This window comes from Desmonostoc muscorum LEGE 12446 (genome assembly GCF_015207005.2).
Taxonomy (GTDB): Bacteria; Cyanobacteriota; Cyanobacteriia; order Cyanobacteriales; family Nostocaceae; genus Nostoc; species Nostoc muscorum.
The window spans coordinates 5,853,248-5,873,772 of sequence record NZ_JADEXS020000001.1; the positions used below are offsets into that span (position 1 = coordinate 5,853,248).

Below are 20,525 nucleotides of genomic sequence, written 5' to 3' on the forward strand. Positions count from 1 at the left end.
GTTAAGAGTTAGAAGTTAAGAGTTATTATTCTTTCCCTGCTTCCTCATCTCCCTCATCCCCCTCATCTCCCCATCTCCCCATTCCCTATTCCCAAAAATAATTTCTTGTGGTAAGATAGTAAACTGATGCGGATATGGCGGAATTGGCAGACGCGCTAGATTTAGGTTCTAGTTCCGAAAGGAGTGAAGGTTCAAGTCCTTTTATCCGCACTTTCATAATTGCCAAAAACTGCATGAGCCTGTTGGGTCATGCAGTTTTTGAATTCGTCCTCAACTGCAAGCAGGAGAGTTGGTAGATATAGATTCTACTGGCGTAAGAAGATTATTGTCTGTATTTTTTAACTTTGCGATCGCCGAGTTATTGCGTGAGTCAAACCTCAAGATAATCGTATCTCGTGGTAATTACTGCGATCGCTTCTCCCTGCTTTTTTCTTATTTGGTGCAGCACTGCACTATGAGCGCTGGTTTGCTTTGAGTCAGGCGATCGCAGTTGCCACAATCAAGCAACAACGTTAGACACATCTAAATTGAGTTACAAGATTTATAGCAGTTGTCAGGTAGGTTAGGACATAAAATTATAGTAAAACCCAGACACCAAAAGACTTTCAAGCCTGTTGCCTCTTTACTGCTATAACATCAAAAGCGATGTCGAAGCGAGGAGGCATCGTGATTAGGCGAGTTCGATAGCACAACAACTCAGAAAATGCCTGGAAAATTTGCTAGCTAATAGTGATAAGGCATTTTAAAAATTAAAATTATACACGAAATTGGTTCACTAAATATAGCTAATTAAAACATGATGTAAAGCTCCCTTAAGTTAGTTAAAGATTTATGGCTAATACTGGAATACTTAAAATTTCTTTTGTATTAGTTCACTTGTTACTATTAGAGCAAAAGCCATGTTTTTTATACTTATGAAAAGACGCAACAAGCAGTATGTTCATTTATTTATTTTGGTGACCGCTATTGCTGTTGCACTAAGTTTTCCTCTTAAAGCTAGAGCAGAATGGTATGTTGTTGGCTACGACGATGAAGATAATCCAATATATATAAATGATGAATCTGTCTATATTAAAGGCGAAATACATGGTGCTGAAGTTAAAAGTAAACTGTTTGGGCGTGCAATCTTTGTAGTAAATTGTGAAACAAGTAATTATTATATTCAAACCAATCAAGGGACACGAGAAGGTTATGCAGCACCTGGGACAGTTGCAGGGGTCATAGCAGATGAAATATGCGAAAAATATAATTGATAGGCTAAAATGCTAAAGTTCCGAGGGCTAAAGAGTCGTCGCGTAGACCTTTTAAGATGGTGAAATTCCAAACGAAGATTGATTATTTCAACCTTCAGAAAGCCAAAAATATAAGCAGAGTATTCAAGATGGTAGCACTGAAATAACCTATAGGAATCCGATTTGATTTCTGAATCACTCGTAGAGGTAAGGGACTGGGGATTGGGGACTGGGGACTGGGAAGAAGGAATAAAAGTGTACTGAGTTTTGTTCAAAAATCAAATATGAGTCCTATATCTTCGTTGTTCACCTTAAAAGGGCTAATACCATTTCACGAAATGCCTGATACAAATGATTGGTCTTTGTTTAGGTGCTGAAGATTAACTTTGTGAGGTACAGATAATTGTAATGGCGAACGGCCGTACCCTTCTCTTCTCTACGAGAGGCTGCGCCAAGGAGACGCTTTGCGAACGGGAACGCTAAGAGAGAACGCCCTTACGAGTGTACTTTATTTACAGCAATTGCCAGGTAGGTTAGGACATATACCTCAAAAACGCTGTATGAATTATCAATTATGAATTATACTCACTAATTTGTTCTTCCCTATTGCAAGCGTTTACTGTCCTTCCTGCTCTCCCACACTTATACTCAGGGGTATAGAAAAGATTAAAGTATTAAATTTTACTTAGATTATTCAATTATTGTATTATGGTTTTTTAGTTCTGTTTTATTTTTTTCAAAAAATCAGTATTATTACTGATTTTCGACATATTATTTTAAATAAAAGTCTTTTTGGTTACTATTAATATGCTTAAATACTGAATTTAACTCAAGTGTAAATACAGAAGTTCAAATATATTATTTTAAGAAAATCAGTATTATTCCTGTGGTCAGAATGGGGTTACTCAATGGAAAGTGGCTTCATCTAGTCTTGACATTTCTATGTCTTCTTTTTCAAGAATGTCTATAAATCTCAGTAACAAAAAGTAAATTAATCACAATTTACGATTTTACTGAGATTTGAGCATTTGAAAATAACACCGCTTTCGTTGAGTTTCACCACAAATCCTAAAAGTTAAATTCATGTACTTTAAAATACAAAATTTTGAAGCCTTTTACTTAATTTGAATTGTGGAAGAACTCTAGACGAATTTAGCTTACACGTATGGAATTTAGCTGAGTAAAAGCAAAATGAGCACAACTCCTATAGGTAGCTACAGGTTGTTCCAAAAACTACATCCGCTATCTCTGTTGGCACAATTAACTAGTCGGCGTGCTACAGGTTGCTTAAGCGTATTTACAGGGATAGTTTATTGGTCAATTTATCTAGAGGACGGTAAACTTACTTATGCCTCCTATTCAGATAAGCTGTTTGAGCGGCTTGATAGTCATTTGCGGCGTTTGAGTCAGCAAATTCCTGCTCTCAACAGCGCTACTCGGATTCAGATGCGGCTGATGTTTGAGACAAAAAATGAACATCAATCAATACCAAATGCAGATTATCAAGCTATTTGCTGGTTAGTAAATCAGGATTTAATTACCTCTGTACAAGCAGGAACTCTGATAGACGAATTAGCAAAAGAAGTACTGGAATCATTTCTGTGCTTAAAAGAAGGTAGTTATGAATTTAGTCCGGAAAATTCTTTAGATGAACTACCAAAGTTTTGTCGTCTGGATTTGCGATTACTTGTGGAACATTGTCAAAAGCAGTTAAGAAATCGGCAAAATATCCAGTCATCAATTCCTGCTGGCGCTGGTTCTCAAGTTTTACCGACAACACAAGCATCTCAAGTTCAGCCGCAATTACAAATAAAAATTGGGCAACAATTAGCGAAACAAATCAATTTTGAGATTTCTGAGAATAATAATAAAATACCTCAGTTACCTGTTGGCAAAAATATATATACAATTGCCTGCATTGATGATAGTCAAACAGTGTTGAATTCCATTAAACATTTTTTGGATGAAAACACATTTTCAGTTGTGATGATCAACGATCCAGTGAAAGCTTTAATGCAAATTCTCCGGAGTAAGCCCGATCTGATTTTGCTAGATGTTGAAATGCCTTCTTTAGACGGCTATGAGCTATGTTCCTTATTAAGGAAACATTCAGCTTTTAAAAGTACACCTATTATCATGGTGACTGGTAGAACAGGATTTATTGATAGGGCAAAAGCTAAAATGGTCAGATCATCAGGATATTTGACTAAGCCTTTTACCCAGTCAGAATTGCTAAAAATGGTTTTTAAACATCTTGGTTAATTTAATAAAATTTAATCGCCTTAATTTACTTTTAGGAGATTTATAGTGAGCCTGACTTTGCTTGGCACAATTCTGATTGTAGAAGATTCTCCCAGCGAATTGGAATTAATGAGCCATTATCTCAAAGAAAGTGGTTACAACGTAATTAAAACTACTGGTGCAAAAGAAGCTTTAGAAAAAGCTGTCTTGGAAAAATTGGATGTGATAGTTACTGATGTAGTCATGCCGGAAATGAGTGGGTTTGAGTTATGCCGTTCCCTCAGAAGAAATCCAATTACTGCAAAAGTACCGATTATAATTTGTAGTTCTAAAAATCAGGAAATTGACCGTTTGTGGGCGATGAGACAAGGTGCAGATGCCTATATAACTAAACCTTACACCCGCGAACATCTTCTACGCACGATTAAATCAGTGGTAATTTAAATCAATGACTAGTACAAATATTAAACTTTCCCCAAAACCAGCCGAAAATAATTTAGCAGAAGGTTATTTAAAGTTCCAGCTAAATCAGCAGACTGGCGCTGTTTTATCAATGAAACATACTCAAGAAGCAATTATTGTGCCTGTTGATTCTGTTACTTCGATGCCTAATATGCCTCCTTGTATATTAGGCTTAATGAATTGGCGGAGTCGGATAATTTGGGTAATTGATTTGCCAAGAATGCTGAATTTAGAATCTCTTGATTATCGGGTGCGGCAGTATAATGCGATCGTTATCCGAGTTGAATCACTGGTGTTAGGGTTAGTTGTACAAGAAATCAAAGGTACAACTAGGTTTGTTGCTGATGAAATTCATTCTCCCATAGGACAAGTAGCATCTAGTTTAGTTCCTTATTTATGTGGCTGTGTAGTGCAACAAAATGAAATATCACTGGTGCTAGATGCTCAGGCTATTGTGCAGTCTTCTATTCTCCGCAGTGATTAGGTAAAAATAATTTAGGAGTCAGAATTCAGAATTCAGAATTCAGAATTGTTTATAAAAAATAATTTTTAGTTTACTTATTCACATCTTGGAGAAATAATCTTAATGTTTAATAAAACTAACACGAACAACGGTAGTGGCCCTCAAAATCGGGCATCGCTGATTTCATCTCAAAAAGTTACTGGAAGTGTAGTTAAGCTGCCAAGTAAGCCTACTGCTGAAACTACTGGTAATTCTTCTAGTAATCAGGCTTTTGGCTATTTTACAAGGCTAAGTTTAGTTACGAAAGCAACAATTTTGGCGATCGCCATTAGTACACTACCAGTATTGGCCATAGGTGCGATCGCTTTTAGCTTTGCCAACAAATCCATTACTAAGCAAATTACCCAGTCTCAACAAGCCGAAGCCATCGGTTTAAGCGATAAAATAAACCGTTTCATGTTGGGACGCTACGGAGATATCCAAGTAATATCTAGTTTGCCATTTTTGACAAATTCCCAAGCTAGTGATAGCACAAGTAGTCAAGAAAAGCAAGCAGTATTAAACCGCGTTGTGGAAGCTTACCAAGCTTATGATAGTGTTGCCATTTTCGATCGCCTTGGCAACTTAATTGTTCAATCCACAGGCGAACTTCTGGAAAACCAAAAAGACCAAAAATATTTTCAAGAGGTTCTGCAAAAAGATGCTCCTGTTATTAGTAATCCACAAGCAGCAAGTACTGGTGTAGTAAGTATTTACATAACAGCACCGATTAAAAATACATTTACGGGTCAAACCATTGGCGTGGTTCGAGCGCGGATGCCTGTCAAATCTTTAAATGAAGTCATCAAAAACTACGCAGTCAATGGACAACAATATCATTTACTTGATGCTGTGGGAACAGTTTTTTTGAGTCCACAACAGAAATTATTGGGCAAACAAGCAAAGGCAGAATATCGGAGTTTAGCTAAACTGCTAACAGCAAAAAAAATAGATAGTTTTATTGAAGTTCCTAAAACTTATAAAAAACAAGAATTAGTTAGCTATGTGCCATCAACTAAGTTAGATGGCTTGCCTGATTTAAATTGGCAGGTACTTTTATCTACAGACACAGCAATTGTATTTGAACCGCAAAGACAATTGTTGTGGATTATAGCCATTGGCACTGGATTGACAGCTTTGATTGTAGCAGCGATCGCATCTCGGTTAGCGAAACTGACTACACAGCCTATTCTCAATGCAACTGCGGCATTAACAAAGCTAAATCAAGGGAAATTAAATACCCGTTTGGACACCAAAAGACAAGATGAGTTAGGGGTATTGAGTGCAAATATCAACCAGATGGCTGAACAATTGGAGGTCTTGTCCAAGGAACAAGAAGTAGATGTTGAAGGGGCAAAATTACTAGCAGATATTACCCTCAAGATTCGGAGAACTCTGAAAACAGAAGATATTTATCAAGCAGCAGTTAAAGAAGTTCACCGAGCGATAAAAACAGACCGAGTAATCATTTATTATTTGAATTCAGAGACTTGGGATGGTGTCGTTGTTGCTGAATCAGTAACAGGCAATTGGCCAGAAATGATCGGAGTGCGAATTGATGAGCCTGATTTTTGGCGACGCCATATAGAAACTTATCAAGATCATCGAGTCCAAGCAGTTGCTAACATTCATCAAGACCCAAATTTGAAAAATGCCGAGGGTTACATTCAACTATTAGAAAAATTTGCCGTCAAAGGTAATTTGATTACACCGATTCTTGTCCAAGAGCAGCTTTTCGGCTTATTAATTGCTCATCATTGCGAAACTCCTCGTGTTTGGCAAGAACCGGAAATAAACTTATTTCAACAGATAGCAACTCAAATCGGTTATGCATTAGAAGAAGCCAAGTTACTAGAAGAAATAGAACAAACTAAAAATGTTGCAGTCAAAGGTTCTGATGATGACCGGCAAGAAAAAGAAGCACTGCAACAACAACTTTTAGAACTACTCGATGATATAGAAGGTGCAGCTAGAGGCGATTTGACAGTGCGTGCAGACGTGACTGCTGGAGAAATAGGCACTGTTGCCGACTTTTTCAACTCCATTGTGGAAAGTCTGCGGGATATTGTTACCCAAGTTAAACAAGCTGCTACTCAAGTAAATACCGCCATCGGCTCAAACGAAGGAGCCATCCGCCAACTAGCTGAGGAAGCACTCACCCAAGCTACCGAAATCAACCGCACTCTCGATGCTGTTGACCAAATGACCCAATCTATGCAAGCCGTCGCCGAAAGTGCCGAAAAAGCAGCTTTTATTGCCAATCATGCTGCTCACAGCGCCACTCAAAGTGGGCACGCGATGGATTTGACAGTACAAAACATCCTATCTATGCGGGAAACTGTTTCTGAAACTGCCAAAAAAGTCAAGCGTCTCGGCGAATCTTCCCAACAAATTTCTCGCGTGGTTTCGTTAATTAATCAAATCGCCATCCAAACTAACTTGCTTGCCATTAACGCCGGTATTGAAGCAGCCCGCGCAGGTGAAGAAGGTCAAGGTTTTGCTGTAGTTGCCGAAGAAGTCGGCGAACTAGCAATTCGCAGTGCCGCTGCAACCCAAGAAATTGAAGAAATTGTGGAGAATATCCAACGAGAAACCAGCGAAGTGGTGCAGGCGATGGAAATCGGAACTACCCAAGTGGTGGAAGGTACTCGAATTGTAGAGGAGGCGAAGGAAAGTCTAAGTCAGATTTTGGATGTATCGCGTCAAATTGACTTCTTAGTGCAGTCGATTTCCACTGCAACTGCATCTCAGGTAGAAACATCACAAAGTGTCAGTCAATCGATGAAAGACATCGCTGCTGTATCACAACGCACCAGCGATTCTTCTCTGCAAATTTCCCAATCTCTGCAAGAAACTGTGGAGATTTCCCAGCAATTGCAAGAGACTGTCGGAACTTTTAAAGTTAGTTAAGTTTTGTCATTTGTTATTTGTCCTTTGTCTTTTGCTAATGACTAATAACCAATGACCAATGCCCAATTCCCAACGCCCAATGCCCAAAAACAAAAACCATGTTAAATGACAAAGAATTAGAAATCCAGATGCAATTTCTGGAAGAAGCGACTGATTACTTGAATACCCTGGAAGGGGTATTGCTGGAAATCGATACTAGTAACCGTATCGATTTAGATAAAATTAATGCTGCACTCCGGGCTGCTCATTCTATTAAAGGCGGTGCAGGGATGATGGGATTTAGATCCCTCAGTGATTTATCCCATCGTTTAGAAGATTCTTTTAAAGTTTTAAAAACTCGAAAAAATTCTTTAGAAATTGATACTCAGTTACAGAGTTTATTGCTTTCTGGTGTTGATTGGTTGCGTCAAATTGTAGATTTGTTGGCACAGGGAAATCTTGTTGAGGAACAGTGGTTAGCAACTTTTTGTTACCCAATTTTTGATGAGTTGCATGAACGCTTGGGTGACCCCACGGCTGAAGATGCCACAAGTATGCTATCCCCAGAGGATGGGCAAGATGTCATTCCTTTGCTATTTGAAACAGAAGTAGAGGAGTGTTTGCAGCGCTTAGAATCCGCGTTGGCAAATAGCCAGGAGTCTAATTTACAAGAAGAATTTGCCGTTATGGCAGCAGAATTGGGCGGCTTGGGAGAAATGCTCCAGTTATCAGCTTTTAGCAAGCTTTGTGAGTCAGTAACCCAGCAATTAGCCACTGCAAGTAGCGGGAGCATTTATGAAATCGCTCAATTGGCATTGCAGGCATGGCGGCGATCGCAAGCTTTGGTACTGACAAATCAATTAGATAATTTACCTACAGAAATTAAATTTGTTAATTATACCGAATCCCAGCCAATATTAAAAACAGAAATAATACCACAGTTTCTCGCCACAGATGCAACTGACACAGATATCCTGGAGACAGAAATCGTGTCAACATCCACAGAAAGTTGGCATAAAGATGAAACAGTTGCTGCCAATTTTACATTTTTAGATGCAGAATTTGCCGATGATGTCAATGCTGTAAATATTACAGAGCATAATACAATATTTGCTAGAGAAAATCAAGCTATAGATGCCAAATTAGCCGTTGGTAAAGAACGGGAAATTCCAGACAATTCCGTTCGCGTCCCCAGCAAACAACTCGAACAAATTAATGATTTATTTGGAGAACTAATTGTTCAACGCAATGGGTTAAATGCCCAACTAGAAAGATTACGCAAACTCGTGCGTCATCTCAACCAGCGAGTGCAAACTCTCGACCGGGAGAACCAAGAACTACGTACAGCTTACCATAAAATTTCTACTCAATCTGCTGTGCCTGGTAGTGAGCAATTCCCAATTGAAAATGACCACCATATACCAGATACAGACAGGGAATTTGATATTTTGGGAATGGATCGCTATAACGATATAAATCTGCGATCGCAGGAAGTTATGGAAACCATTGTTCAGCTACAAGAAGTCACAACTGATGTGCAATTAAGTGTAGATGATACAGACCAAATTGCTCGCAAAATTAACAAAACATCAAAACAATTACAAACAAAACTTAATCATATCCGGATGCGGCCGCTGTCAGATTTAGTTGAGCGTTTTCCTAGAGCTTTGCGTGACTTAAATGTAGAGTATGGAAAGAATGTACAGCTAAAAATTGAAGGTGGTAATACTCTAATTGAACGCGGCATTTTAGAAGCATTGAACGAGCCTTTAATGCACCTATTAAGAAATGCCTTCGATCATGGTATCGAAGATCCTGCCACCCGTCGCCTTCTCGGTAAACCAGAACAAGGATTAATTGAAATTAAAGCAACTCATCATGGTAATCGTACACTCATTAGTATACGTGATGATGGTTGGGGTATTTCTCTAGAGAAAATTCGCACCCGCGCCTTAGCTATGGGATTGGATGCTTCTCTGATTACTAACGCTAGTGATGAAGAACTGTTATCACTAATTTTTGAACCAGGTTTTAGCACTTCCGACCAAGTGACAACATTATCTGGTCGCGGTGTCGGTATGGATGTAGTTCGCAACAATCTTAAATTGATTCGAGGAGATATCAAAGTTGATACAGAACCGGGAGTTGGCACCACCTTCACCCTCTCAGTACCATTTACACTTTCTGTGGCACGAGTATTGTTAGTAGAAATTAACAAAATGCTATTGGCATTTCCCACAGATGTTATTTCGGAAATATCATTACTCCAAAACGAGCGAGTTTTCCAAATGGCGGGTAGCGAAGTCCTCAATTGGCAAGGAACCATGCTACCACTAATTCGCTTGAGTCGCTACTTAGAATTTAATTGCCTGCGTTACGATAGCGCAGAATTAGAAACTCCGGCAGCGATTAATGTTAACAGCGTGTTAGTAGTCAAAGGTAATAATCAGCCGGTAGCGATACAAATAGACCGTTGTTGGGGTGAGCAAGAAGTTGCTGTTCGCCAAGTCGAAGGAAATATATCTCTACCTCATGGCTTTGGCAACTGTACAATTCTTGGAGATGGTCGAGTAGTGCCACTAGTTAATATCAACGAATTGCTATATTGGATTGCTACTAATCAGCGGACTCCTAAAGGTACTCAATTACCATCAGCAAGATTAAAGACACCTTTCCTGATATTTGATGAAGAAAAAGTTTCAGCAGCATCTACCAAATTTAAAGGCACAATTTTGATTGTAGATGACTCAATTAATGTTCGCCGCTTCTTAGCTTTAACCCTAGAAAAAGGAGGGTATCAAGTAGAACAAGCTAAAGACGGTCAAGACGCTTTAGAAAAGCTCCAAAATGGATTGAGAGTTGAAGCAGTAATTTGTGACATTGAAATGCCTCGTCTTGATGGTTATGGCTTTTTAGGTCGCGTAAATTCAGATATGGATACAAAAAATATTCCAGTTGCGATGTTGACTTCCCGTAGTAGTAATAAACATCGCCAATTGGCTATGCAATTGGGTGCAAGAGCCTACTTTTCTAAACCTTACAACGAACAAGAATTACTCCAAACATTGGAAGAAATAATTCGTAATGTTGCAGAAAAGGCAGCGTCTAATTAAAAAAAATACACAATTCAAAATTCAGAATAAATTAGTTTTAGTAGGGTGCGTTACGCCAAAGACTTACACGTTACTTCAATTTATTCAACTCGCCATGCAATTATCTGGACTTGATATTACAGCTATTTTCAGGTAAATAGACCGCGCGGTAAGGGCACAGCATTGCTGTGCCCCTACGACAGATGTGGTTCAAATACATCAAAATTGCTGTAAGAATAAAGTTGTTGTCGTTACCACAGCTTGTCCGTTGGTTCACAACACAAGTTGTTTGGTTCAGAATGCTTATCTGTTGTGAACGAAAACTTGTCCGTTCATTCACAACACAAGTTGTTTGGTTCAGAATGCTTATCCGTTGTGAACGAAAACTTGTCCGTTCATTCACAACACAAGTTGTTTGGTTCAGAACGTTTATCTATTTGCGAGCAAACTTATGCAATCGCTACCAAAGCTTAAGTAAAACTTATCAATAAAAATTTTATACTATTAACAGCACAATTCAGATTCACAACGCAGTCAAAGTTCCCGGCTATTCACGTCTCTACGCTCAATTTTGCTGGATATTGAAAAACTGCGAGCGCTAAATAGTTTAAAAGACTGTGGAGGTTAACACAAGCCAACCTCCACAAAATTTAGTTTGATGATTGCTGTAAATACTGAATCAATTTTCTGGAAATAAAATACTTCGAGGAACCTTGATTAAACCTCGACCTTTACGCCTTTCCAGAAAGCGACATAGCCTTCAATATTCTTAGCTTTTTCCTTAGTGCTGGGATAATACCAAGCAGCATCTTTGTTGACTTGTCCATCAACTTCGATACTGTAGTAGCTAGCAACACCCTTCCAAGGACAAGTAGTGTGGGTATTACTTTCTGTGAAGTACTCCTTTTTAATTGTGTCAGCTGGGAAATAATGGTTGCCTTCCACAACTACGGTATTATCGCTCTCGGCTAAAACTGCACCATTCCAACTTGCTTTGGGCATAACTGATTTTGTAAATAAAGTTTACATATATATTTTGACACTTCCACGGCTGCAAGCAGTGAAATTATGGCGTTGCTGAGTTCCCGTGGTAACAATAGCTTGTTCATTTGTTACAAAGACAGACGCAGAAGTTGCAAACGTTTGTCTTTTAGCAAAAAAATTAAGCATTAATCATAAATGGATACTCATTTGCTGCAATTGCGTACTCATTTTTAGTAATTGCTGTCTCATTCATAACTAATGCTTAAAAAATTAGCAAAAAAATTAAGCATTAATTATAAATGGGTACTCATTTGTAGCAATTGCTGTCTCATTCATAATGAATGCTTAAAAAATTAGCAAAAAAACTAAGCATTAATTATAAATGGGTACTCATTTGCAGCAATTGCTTATGCATTTGTGACAAATGGTTGAACCTGAGTAACAACAGCTTGAGTCTTTGCACCTAATGCTTAAACAAAACTGATAAATAATGATGCGCGGCACAATCTAAGGATTCTCGTTTTGATGCCTAGTGCCACTGTGCTAATTGGTAATATTTACTGTAAAAAATAAGTTCCTAACTCTTTTATTCTTTCTACCCAACCTTTCACCTCATCAGCGACTTTATACTTCCATTGAAGTTGAAGCACTTCTCTAGTATGAGAATCATCAAATATAACTTTGTCCTTGTTTTCAAAGACTGGCGCAACGAATTCTACTTCAGCGGCCTCGGCAAACAAAGTTGACATCTGGCTAATACTCAAACTTTCCGGCGCAGCCAGGTAATGTCCTCCTTTAGTGCCTTTTCGTGCTGCGGCAATGTAGCAGTCTACCAAATCTTCAACATGAATCCACGCCGTCATAAAATCTGGTGGAAATGGCTGAGAGCCTTGGTGTGGTTTCCCTGTAATGAACTGCTGAATTGCAAAATCCCAGAAACTGCCACGAGTTGGTGCCCGACCATACACTGATGAAGGATACACAATGGAAGCGTTACCTCCATTGCTGATATATTCTTCTACTAGCCCATCTTTCAACACATTTACACCTGCTAGTAAGTCAAAACATGCTAAATATTCGGGTCGTGTATAGCCTTTTGGCGGAGGTGTTTCGGTGATTCGTCCTCCATCGGCGGTAATCAAAGAAAAATTGCCGCTGGTTGTAATTACATGAATATCTGGTGAAACTGCCCTAGCACCGTGTAAAGCGGCTTCTAATGCTATACGGTCTTTGGCAAATTGAGCTTCTTTGGTTGGTTCTGGAGGCATGTGCCAAGCTACATTAATTACTGTTGTAATATCATGCTTGCGAATTGCTTGGGCAACATCATTGCTGGAAAAACTTACCTCTTGAGAGCGGATTATTTCCTTGCAGAAAGGCTTTATGGTCTCAACATCACTACTTGGACGGACAAGTGCGAAGACGGCGAAATCTTCTGTCTGGGAAAACTTACGGCACAGCGCTCCGCCAATATAGCCGGTTGCACCCAAAATCAAGATATTTTTAATGGAAGAACTTTTTTCGGATGAAAATTCTTTGTTGTCCGACATAAATCGTAATTTGTAATTGCTATATTACAAGGGTTTTATTAATTAAATTGTACGATGCGTTGTTGCGGAAAGTACGGCATTATTCGCTATTCATGGTGCATTCAGCTACGCCTCCTACTATGTATAGCAAGGGACTGGGGACTGGGGACTGAGGACTGGGTGAAAAGTCTTTTTGTGTCTAGGTTTTATCATCTGTTAATGTCCTAACCACCAAGGCTTTTGCTATAAGACATGTATTTTGCTGCAAAAATGAACTCACAATCAGTAAAATATTTTTGATAATTAAGTTATTTTACATTTTTTTAAGTAATAATACTTATTATATCCAGGACGCCACTAGCAATGATGAAGCTGTCCTAATTATGAGAGTGGGTAGCGATCGCTCAAATCAACAATCTATACTTAATAAAATTTTATACTTATATGTATTTTCAATACTGATTATTTTAGGAACATAATGAAACTGATAGATTTTTCTTTATCCAAGTATTTTTTCGGTTGTATATTATTACTAAGCCAAAGGAAATCTGTAATTTTATTAAATGTTTAACTTTTAATAACCGTGGAAGAATTGCTAGAAGCTGTAGAAAGAATTCTACAAGAAAAATCTCTCGATTCCATTCAGTGGTTTGTGCTTTATCAGTCGTGGTTGGGCAAAACTTACGATGAGATGTCAGAGGGAACAGGTTATGGTACCAACTACATCAAACAAATTGGCTCTCAGTTGTGGCAGGACTTGTCCGAAGCAGCTGGAGAGAGAGTAACAAAAAAAAATCTGCATTTAGTCTTGAGCAAATACTCGCAAGCAATAAGTTGGCAAAAAAATCAACCACAACAACAGTTAAACAAAAAATTCAGATTATCAAGGCCTTATCCAAACTTATTTTCAGTCGGTAAGATGAAATTTCCTAGTGGTCCTGTGCCAACAGGCTCTGCTTTATACATCAATCGTCCTCCACTAGAAGAACTGATTTGTAGTGAAGTGATACAACCTGGTTGCTTAATCAGAATTAAAGCACCCAGAAAAATGGGAAAAAGTTCCCTGCTCAACCAGATGATTGCTTATGCTAAAGAGCAGGATTATCAAATTATCTACTTGGACTTTCAAGAAGCTGACCAAGAAGTTTTTACTTCCTTGGATAAATTTTTACGTTGGTTCTGTATCTATGTCACCAGGCAGTTAAACCTCGTTCCCTCTCTGGATGATTTTTGGGATACAGAAATGGGCAGCAAAGTCAGCTGCAAAATCTATTTTGAAGGGTATCTATTACAGTACATTACTGAAAGTCCTGTGGTGTTAGCTTTGAATGAAGTGCAGCGAGTTTTTGAACATCCGAATATTGCCCAAGACTTTTTGCCAATGCTGCGATTTTGGCACGAACAAGCAAAGCAAGACAGGTTATGGCAAAAACTACGAATGGTGGTAGTTCACACCACAGAAATTTATGTTCCCCTGAAGCTCAACCAATCGCCTTTTAATGTCGGGATTACAATTACTCTACCACCGTTTACCCTCAAGCAAGTACAGGATTTAGCATTGCGTTACGGGCTAGAGTGGGTAGCAGATTCCGAAGGATTACGACGCCTTGAACCGCTGCAAGCAATGGTGGGCGGACATCCTTATTTGGTAAGTCTTGCACTATATCATTTATCTAGGCAAGAAATGACATTAGAAATGTTATTAGAAACAGCATCCACACCAGCGGGAATTTACACTCAGCATTTACGAGAACTGCTCAGTTTACTGCAAAAAGAACCAGAATTAATGTCTGCTATGCAACAGGTAATTGCGAATGATGACAAGGTAGAATTAGATGCGATCGCAGCTTATAAACTAGAAAGCATGGGTTTAGTTCAACTCAATGGCAATCAAGCCTGTGTCATGTGTGAGTTGTATCGTCTTTATTTTAGTCAACAGTTGGCAAAAAACTAAAGCAACTGTCGCCACATCAGTTGGGCAAACAGCCCTGGTTGATTTGCCAAATCAGTGAAATTACCTTGCTGTACTACCTTGCCACCATCCAGGACATAAATTCGGTCAGCATTTTGGATGGTACTCAGGCGATGAGCGATCGCAACTCTAGTCACCTTTAACTGCTCTAAGCTTTCACTGACAATTGCCTGGGTTCTATTATCTAACGCACTGGTCGCCTCATCAAATAGCAAAATTCGCGGTTTCAATGCTAAAGCCCTAGCAATTAACAACCGTTGGCGTTGTCCACCAGAAAGATTAGTACCTCCCTCACTGACAACTGTATGCATCTGCATTGGCATCGCCGCAACATCAGCCGCAAAACCTGCCATCTGTGCTGCTTGCCAAGCTTCATCCATTGTCAGCACTGCGCCGCTGGCAATGTTCTCAAAAATTGAGGCTGACATCAAGCGACTATTTTGCATAACAACACCTAATTGGCGGCGCACAGCATGGACATCCAAAGAAGCCAAGTCTTGTCCGTCGTAGTAAATTGTGCCAGCTTTCGGGAATTCAAACCCCAAAAGTAATCTCAATAAAGTTGATTTACCGCTACCAGAAGGGCCAACAATGGCAATAAATTCTCCGGCTTCGGCATGGATGCTGACATTATCCAACGTTAAGCCGCCATCATCACGGTAGCGGAAACTTACCCCATCTACAACTAATTTACCTGATAGCCTTCCCGGATCTGCCTGAGTGGAAGTGATTTCTAGTTCCCCTTGGAGAATTGGCTGTGCCCTTTGCCACAATGGTAAAACTTGCAAAACTTCCACCACTGTACTGCTCAAGCTAGTGACTCCGTTAATAAATGTGCCAAAAGCCACATTAAATGCCAAGAATGTGCCAGTAGAGAAACCAGTTGCTCCTGGGGTTTGGGACTGCCCAATTAAGGTAGTGGCAAACCAGAAGATAGCGGCAGTTGTTAACACAGGTAATACTTGATTAATGACTGCGACGCTATCTTCAATACCTTGGGTACTCAGCATGAGTTTCAGTTGATGGGTATACTTTTTACCCCAGTAGGCAAAGGCGCGGGCTTCAGCTTTAGCAACTCGTAGTTTGGCAACTCCATTAATCAACTGCACCATCACGCCAAAGATTTGTCCTTCTTGTTCAAGTAGGGGGCGAACTTTACGGACAATGAGAATACCAGAAATGATGGTGACAGCAGTGTTTATCAGTGCCACCACACAAGCTATGAGAGCCAAGGAAATATTGTAGTAAAACAATAGTCCGACATTCAGCAGTGAGAATAAACTCGAAAAGATGGTTTTTAATACCGTATTACCGAGTCTTTGGCGAATTTGACTAATAGCTGTGACTCGAGAATTCAAGTCACCAACCGAGAATGAACGAAAAAAGGTAGGCTTTAAGTTCAACAATCGATCCCACACTCCGGCTTCCGTGGCAGAATCAGCAAAAGTTTCCAGCCGGATGGTGGCAAATGCAAGTGTTAATTGAAACAACATTCTGCCAAAGGCAGCAGCGACTAAACCCAGAGCAATTTGGCTCAACAACCCCCGATTAGCGTCTGGGATGGCTTTGTCGATGATGATTGCTGTAGCTTGAGGCGTCAGCATTCCTAACAAAGTAATGGTAACTCCCATTACTAAAATTAGAGTTAGTTCTTTGTAATGTCCTTGGACGGCAAACCGAAGCAAATCAAGAGTTTTTAGCTGTTTATCAGGCAAAGATCGATAGAATACGTAGGCGGTGGGAGCTAGGGCTGCTGCGATGCGGGCATCTACAAAGATGCGCGTCTGTTGCCCAGGAGCGTAGAGTTGATAACGAGTATCAGATATTGGTAACAGTGCCACTGGCTGATTGTCACCAAGTGTAAATGCCAACATCGCCCCACAATCCTTTTGCCACCAGTTGTTCCGCAAGTGAATTCGCCGCACACGAATACGGGAAGCGCGGGCGATCGCTTTTACAGGATCTTGCACTCGGTTAAAATCTTCTGAGGCAGCTGGGGGACGAATCGTAATTCCTAAGGCTCGTCCTACGGCACCAGCTGCAACTAGCAAGGCTTGATTTGGAGTTGCATCAACACTAGTAATCAATTCTGAGCTACCAGTTAACCTGTTTGACTTTGGCTGTGGCAATACAGATGCCAATTCTGCCAACGTCTGTTGCATCACTTGGCTTTCAAGACGTTCCCTGGCTGCAAATCTGAGTAATTCTGCATCCATCTCCTGGCGTTGCAGCAGTTCAATGCAATGGAGGAAATAAGTTTGTAGTTGAGACAAACCACCTAACAAAGCATCTACATTTGGAATTTCCAGAGTGGTAAGGGTTTGCAACTCAACTGTATCACTTGCCTCTAGCCACATATTTGGATGTAGAGGTAACATACCAGAGGCAGAAGTTAACAGCAAATCCTCAAATCCCATCCATTTAGCACGCCCTTGTAAGATTTGCACCCATGATACATGACCCTGGGGTTGGAAGATTTGGTTTTTGGCTAAGGAAAAGTAGTGAATTCCTTGGGGTAATATTGGTGTGGTTGGCGTCGTGATGCCAGCAATTACCGAACCTAATTGATCAATCCAGTCTTCTATTAAAGCTACTGCTTGTCTATTAGCATCAACAAACAACTGATTAAAGTCATCTGTCGATACTTTCAGGAGTTCTGTATCTTCAAAAAACACCGCTAAAATTTCGTGCTGTTTACCATCTAAATTTGATGGAGTGGCAAACATCGCCTGTCCTGCTGTGATACTAAATAAGTAGCGACGAGTTCCTTCAGGAATGCCATCATGAACAGCGATCGCAAATAGCGCCAAGTAACCAGATTTTACCACCCAAATTATCTGCGGATCGTTTAATAGTATCGATTCATTCCCCCCAAAGCGATAGTATTCTCCTTCGTCTAGAGGAGATGAGGGGCAGAGGGGCAGAGGTGCAGAGGCAGATGAGAGAGACAAAAAAGTATTTTCTTCCCCTGCCTCCCCTGCCTCCCCTGCCCCCCTGCCTCCCCTGCCTCCCCTGCCTCCCCTGCCCCCCCTGCCTCCCCTGCCCCCCATCTCCCTCACTACGAATCAACTGTAAATAAACTCCCTCAACCTGCTGTAATTCTTCATGGGTTCCCCGTTGGACTATCTTGCCGCGATCGAGGACAATAATTTCATCGCAATCTCGGATGGTTGAGAGACGATGCGCCACGATTATGCAAGTGCAACCGCGCAAACGCAGATTACGAGTGACCGTCTTTTCTGTTTCAGCATCCAAGGCACTAGTAGCTTCATCCATAACCAGGATACTGGGATTATTCACCAAAGCACGGGCAATTTCCAAACGTTGCCGCTGACCACCGCTCAAATTAGTAGCACCTTCTAAGAGGTCGGCACCATAACCTCCTGGGAGCGAAAGAATTACATCATGGAGTGCGGCATCTTGACAAGCTCGGACTAAATGACTTTCGGGTATAGTAGTATCCCAAAGCGTTAAGTTGTCTCTGACATTGCCAGCAAACAACAAAATCTCTTGCTCTACCGCAGAGATAGAATTAGCTAGTACCTGGCGCTCAATTTGCTCTCTGGGTTTGCCGTCAAACAGAATTTCTCCCTGCCACGGTTGGTACAGCCCACATAAAAGTTTGGCAATGGTAGACTTACCAGAACCACTCCCACCCACCAAAGCCACTCGCTGACCAGGCTGGAGAGAGAGATTAAAGTTTTCAATCAGCGGTGGAGCAATTTCGCTATAGCCAAATGTCACATTGCATAATTCCACATATCCCCGGAGTTTGGGCAGAGGGTTAAAGGATGAGGGGGATGAGGGGGATGAGGGGGATGAGGGGGATGAGGGGGATGAGGGGGATGAGGGGGATGAGGGGGATGAGGAGGATGAGGAAGTATTTTCTTGATTATCTCCCTCATCTTCCCCCACTCCCTCATCTCCCCCATCTCTCCCATACACCAGCTGCGAATCAATTGGGTTACGCAAGACATCATCGAGGCGAGTTAGATTTCCTTCCATCTTTTGCAGGTCACTTCCCAGATTGATGAGATTAGTTATTGGCTGGAAAAAATTTTGCATCATGGCCATAAAGGCTACTAACATGCCGATGCTAATGGTTCCATCCATGACTCGCAAACCACCTACAGCTAAAAGTAACATGGAGGCGATCGCCGATAAGAAATCTGGTAAAACTCCTAATGTTTGGTTTGTTGTTTCTAATTCCTGCTGGGTGTTGATGGCTTTGGCATAATAACCCGCCCACCGAGAGAAGAAATCTGACTCTAACCCGGAGGCCTTGAGTGTTTCCATACTCTGAAGACCAGAAATTGCTACGCCGCTGACTTTTCCATATTCTTGAATCAGTCTAGTGTTGGCATCCACGCGCCGCCCTCTCACCCACTGTAAAGCAGCGAGGTTAACAGTAACAAAGGCGATCGCAATTAAGGTCAACACGACATCATATTGCAGCATCACTACCACATACAAAAATACTGAAGCTGCGGCAATCACTGTGGTAGCTAATTGACCCGAAAGCATATTAGCGATACTATCGTTGAGTTGCATCCGGCTAATGATTTCCCCAGCAAACCGCTGGTCATAAAAACTCACGGGTAGGCGAAGAATATGCCACAAAAACTTACTCTTCATACCCACTGACAACTTAATTTTCAGCTGACGCAAAAACTGTAACTGTAGCAGCGTCAAAAATCCTTTAAGTCCGGCTGTGAAAATCATCCCTAAAATTAGGGGACGTAACCACTCATACCGATGCTCAATTAATACGTTGTCTACAAATATCTGGGAGAATGCAGGTATGGCCAGTCCAGGAATTACCAGCAAAAACCCCGCCAGCACACAGTATAGTAATGCCCCAATGGAGCCTCGCAACCGTGACCACAAAGCAAGAATAGTGCTGGGTTTGCGTCCCCCTTGCTGGAATTCGGAACTAGGTTCTAAAGCTAGCACGACACCTGTATAAGCACCGCTAAATTCTTCAACAGAAACACTGCGTCGTCCAGTAGCAGGGTCATTGAGATAAACTCGCTGTTTGCCAAATCCCTCTACGACCAGGAAATGGTTAAAGTTCCAAAATACAATGAAGGGTAATTTTAACTCAGACAGGGCAGCCAAGTTGGTTTTAAAGCTCTTGGCAGTTAATTTATAATTTCTGGCAGCCTTCAAGATATTTAAAGCACTAACTCCATCCCGCGACACACCACACGCTTGCCGCAGTTCCGTCAGCGGGACAATGCGACCATAGTAACCCAGAATAATTCCCAAAGCAGCAGCGCCGCATTCTACAATCTCCATTTGCAACAGAGTCGGAGTGCGACACCGCTTGTTTTTAGCCTTGAGTAGGCTTTGCAGATTTCGCCACAAGATCATAAAAAGTGAGATCATCATCAGTCAGTGGGGAGTGGGGAGTGGGGGCAATACTGCTCGGATAAGCAGGGGAGGCAGGGGAGGCAGGGGAAGCAGGGGAGGCAGGGGAGGCAGGGGAGGCAGGGGAGGCAGGGGAGGCAGGGGAGGCAGGGGAGGCAGGGGAGGCAGGGGAGGCAGGGGAGGCAAAACTCAACGCCAGCCTCCATTTCTCCCCCTGCTAAAGATTGCTTGCCTCAACCAAGAAATTCCAAA

The 20,525-nt window shown here is 41.0% G+C and carries 12 protein-coding genes and 1 tRNA gene; 9 read left to right on the top strand and 4 right to left on the bottom strand.

Going from position 1 to position 20,525, the window contains the following annotated elements; genetic code table 11:
- Positions 1-128: 128 nt before the first annotated feature.
- From IQ276_RS24885 to IQ276_RS24920, 8 genes are all read left to right on the top strand, one after another.
- Positions 129-210: transfer RNA gene (locus IQ276_RS24885), tRNA-Leu, on the top strand.
- A 79-nt stretch (positions 211-289) separates the two neighbouring features.
- Complete coding sequence (locus tag IQ276_RS24890; RefSeq protein WP_193920641.1) at positions 290-475, top strand: hypothetical protein; 186 nt, start codon at positions 290-292, stop codon at positions 473-475.
- Positions 476-914: 439 nt separating this feature from the next.
- Positions 915-1,253 carry a hypothetical protein gene (locus IQ276_RS24895; protein ID WP_235115940.1) on the top strand — a complete coding sequence of 113 codons (339 nt, stop codon included), beginning with the start codon at positions 915-917 and terminating at the stop codon, positions 1,251-1,253.
- A gap of 1,170 nt (positions 1,254-2,423) precedes the next feature.
- Positions 2,424-3,494 (top strand): response regulator, encoded by a 1,071-nt coding sequence (locus IQ276_RS24900; RefSeq protein WP_190883355.1) that lies wholly within the window; start codon positions 2,424-2,426, stop codon positions 3,492-3,494.
- A gap of 45 nt (positions 3,495-3,539) precedes the next feature.
- A complete protein-coding gene (locus IQ276_RS24905) occupies positions 3,540-3,917 on the top strand; it encodes a response regulator (protein WP_073644136.1) in 378 nt (125 codons plus the stop codon).
- Between the two features lie 4 nt (positions 3,918-3,921).
- Positions 3,922-4,419: a chemotaxis protein CheW gene (locus tag IQ276_RS24910; RefSeq protein WP_193922264.1), complete on the top strand. Its 498-nt coding sequence runs from the start codon at positions 3,922-3,924 to the stop codon at positions 4,417-4,419.
- A 102-nt stretch (positions 4,420-4,521) separates the two neighbouring features.
- Complete coding sequence (locus tag IQ276_RS24915; protein WP_235115941.1) at positions 4,522-7,347, top strand: methyl-accepting chemotaxis protein; 2,826 nt, start codon at positions 4,522-4,524, stop codon at positions 7,345-7,347.
- Positions 7,348-7,445: 98 nt separating this feature from the next.
- The gene (locus IQ276_RS24920) at positions 7,446-10,439 is read left to right on the top strand and encodes a hybrid sensor histidine kinase/response regulator (protein ID WP_235115942.1); all 2,994 of its coding nucleotides are present in this window, start codon (positions 7,446-7,448) and stop codon (positions 10,437-10,439) included.
- Positions 10,440-11,135: 696 nt separating this feature from the next.
- Here the strand turns inward: IQ276_RS24920 and IQ276_RS24925 are convergent.
- On the bottom strand, positions 11,136-11,420 hold the full coding sequence (locus IQ276_RS24925) for a DUF427 domain-containing protein (protein WP_193920491.1): 285 nt from the start codon (positions 11,418-11,420) through the stop codon (positions 11,136-11,138).
- A gap of 539 nt (positions 11,421-11,959) precedes the next feature.
- Positions 11,960-12,952, bottom strand: a complete 993-nt coding sequence (locus IQ276_RS24930) for an NAD-dependent epimerase/dehydratase family protein (RefSeq protein WP_193920493.1) — start codon at positions 12,950-12,952, stop codon at positions 11,960-11,962.
- Positions 12,953-13,514: 562 nt separating this feature from the next.
- Between IQ276_RS24930 and IQ276_RS24935 the strand changes: the two genes are divergently transcribed.
- The gene (locus IQ276_RS24935) at positions 13,515-14,885 is read left to right on the top strand and encodes an AAA-like domain-containing protein (protein WP_235115943.1); all 1,371 of its coding nucleotides are present in this window, start codon (positions 13,515-13,517) and stop codon (positions 14,883-14,885) included.
- On the opposite strand, the gene IQ276_RS24940 is transcribed toward IQ276_RS24935, so the two are convergent.
- Together IQ276_RS24940 and IQ276_RS24945 are read right to left on the bottom strand one after the other, a co-directional pair.
- Complete coding sequence (locus tag IQ276_RS24940; RefSeq protein ID WP_235115944.1) at positions 14,882-17,854, bottom strand: NHLP bacteriocin export ABC transporter permease/ATPase subunit; 2,973 nt, start codon at positions 17,852-17,854, stop codon at positions 14,882-14,884. The two genes, IQ276_RS24935 and IQ276_RS24940, sit on opposite strands and share 4 nt — an antisense overlap.
- Positions 17,766-20,294: an NHLP family bacteriocin export ABC transporter peptidase/permease/ATPase subunit gene (locus IQ276_RS24945; protein WP_235115945.1), complete on the bottom strand. Its 2,529-nt coding sequence runs from the start codon at positions 20,292-20,294 to the stop codon at positions 17,766-17,768. Before IQ276_RS24945 ends, IQ276_RS24940 begins: the two co-directional genes overlap by 89 nt.
- Positions 20,295-20,525: the final 231 nt, after the last annotated feature.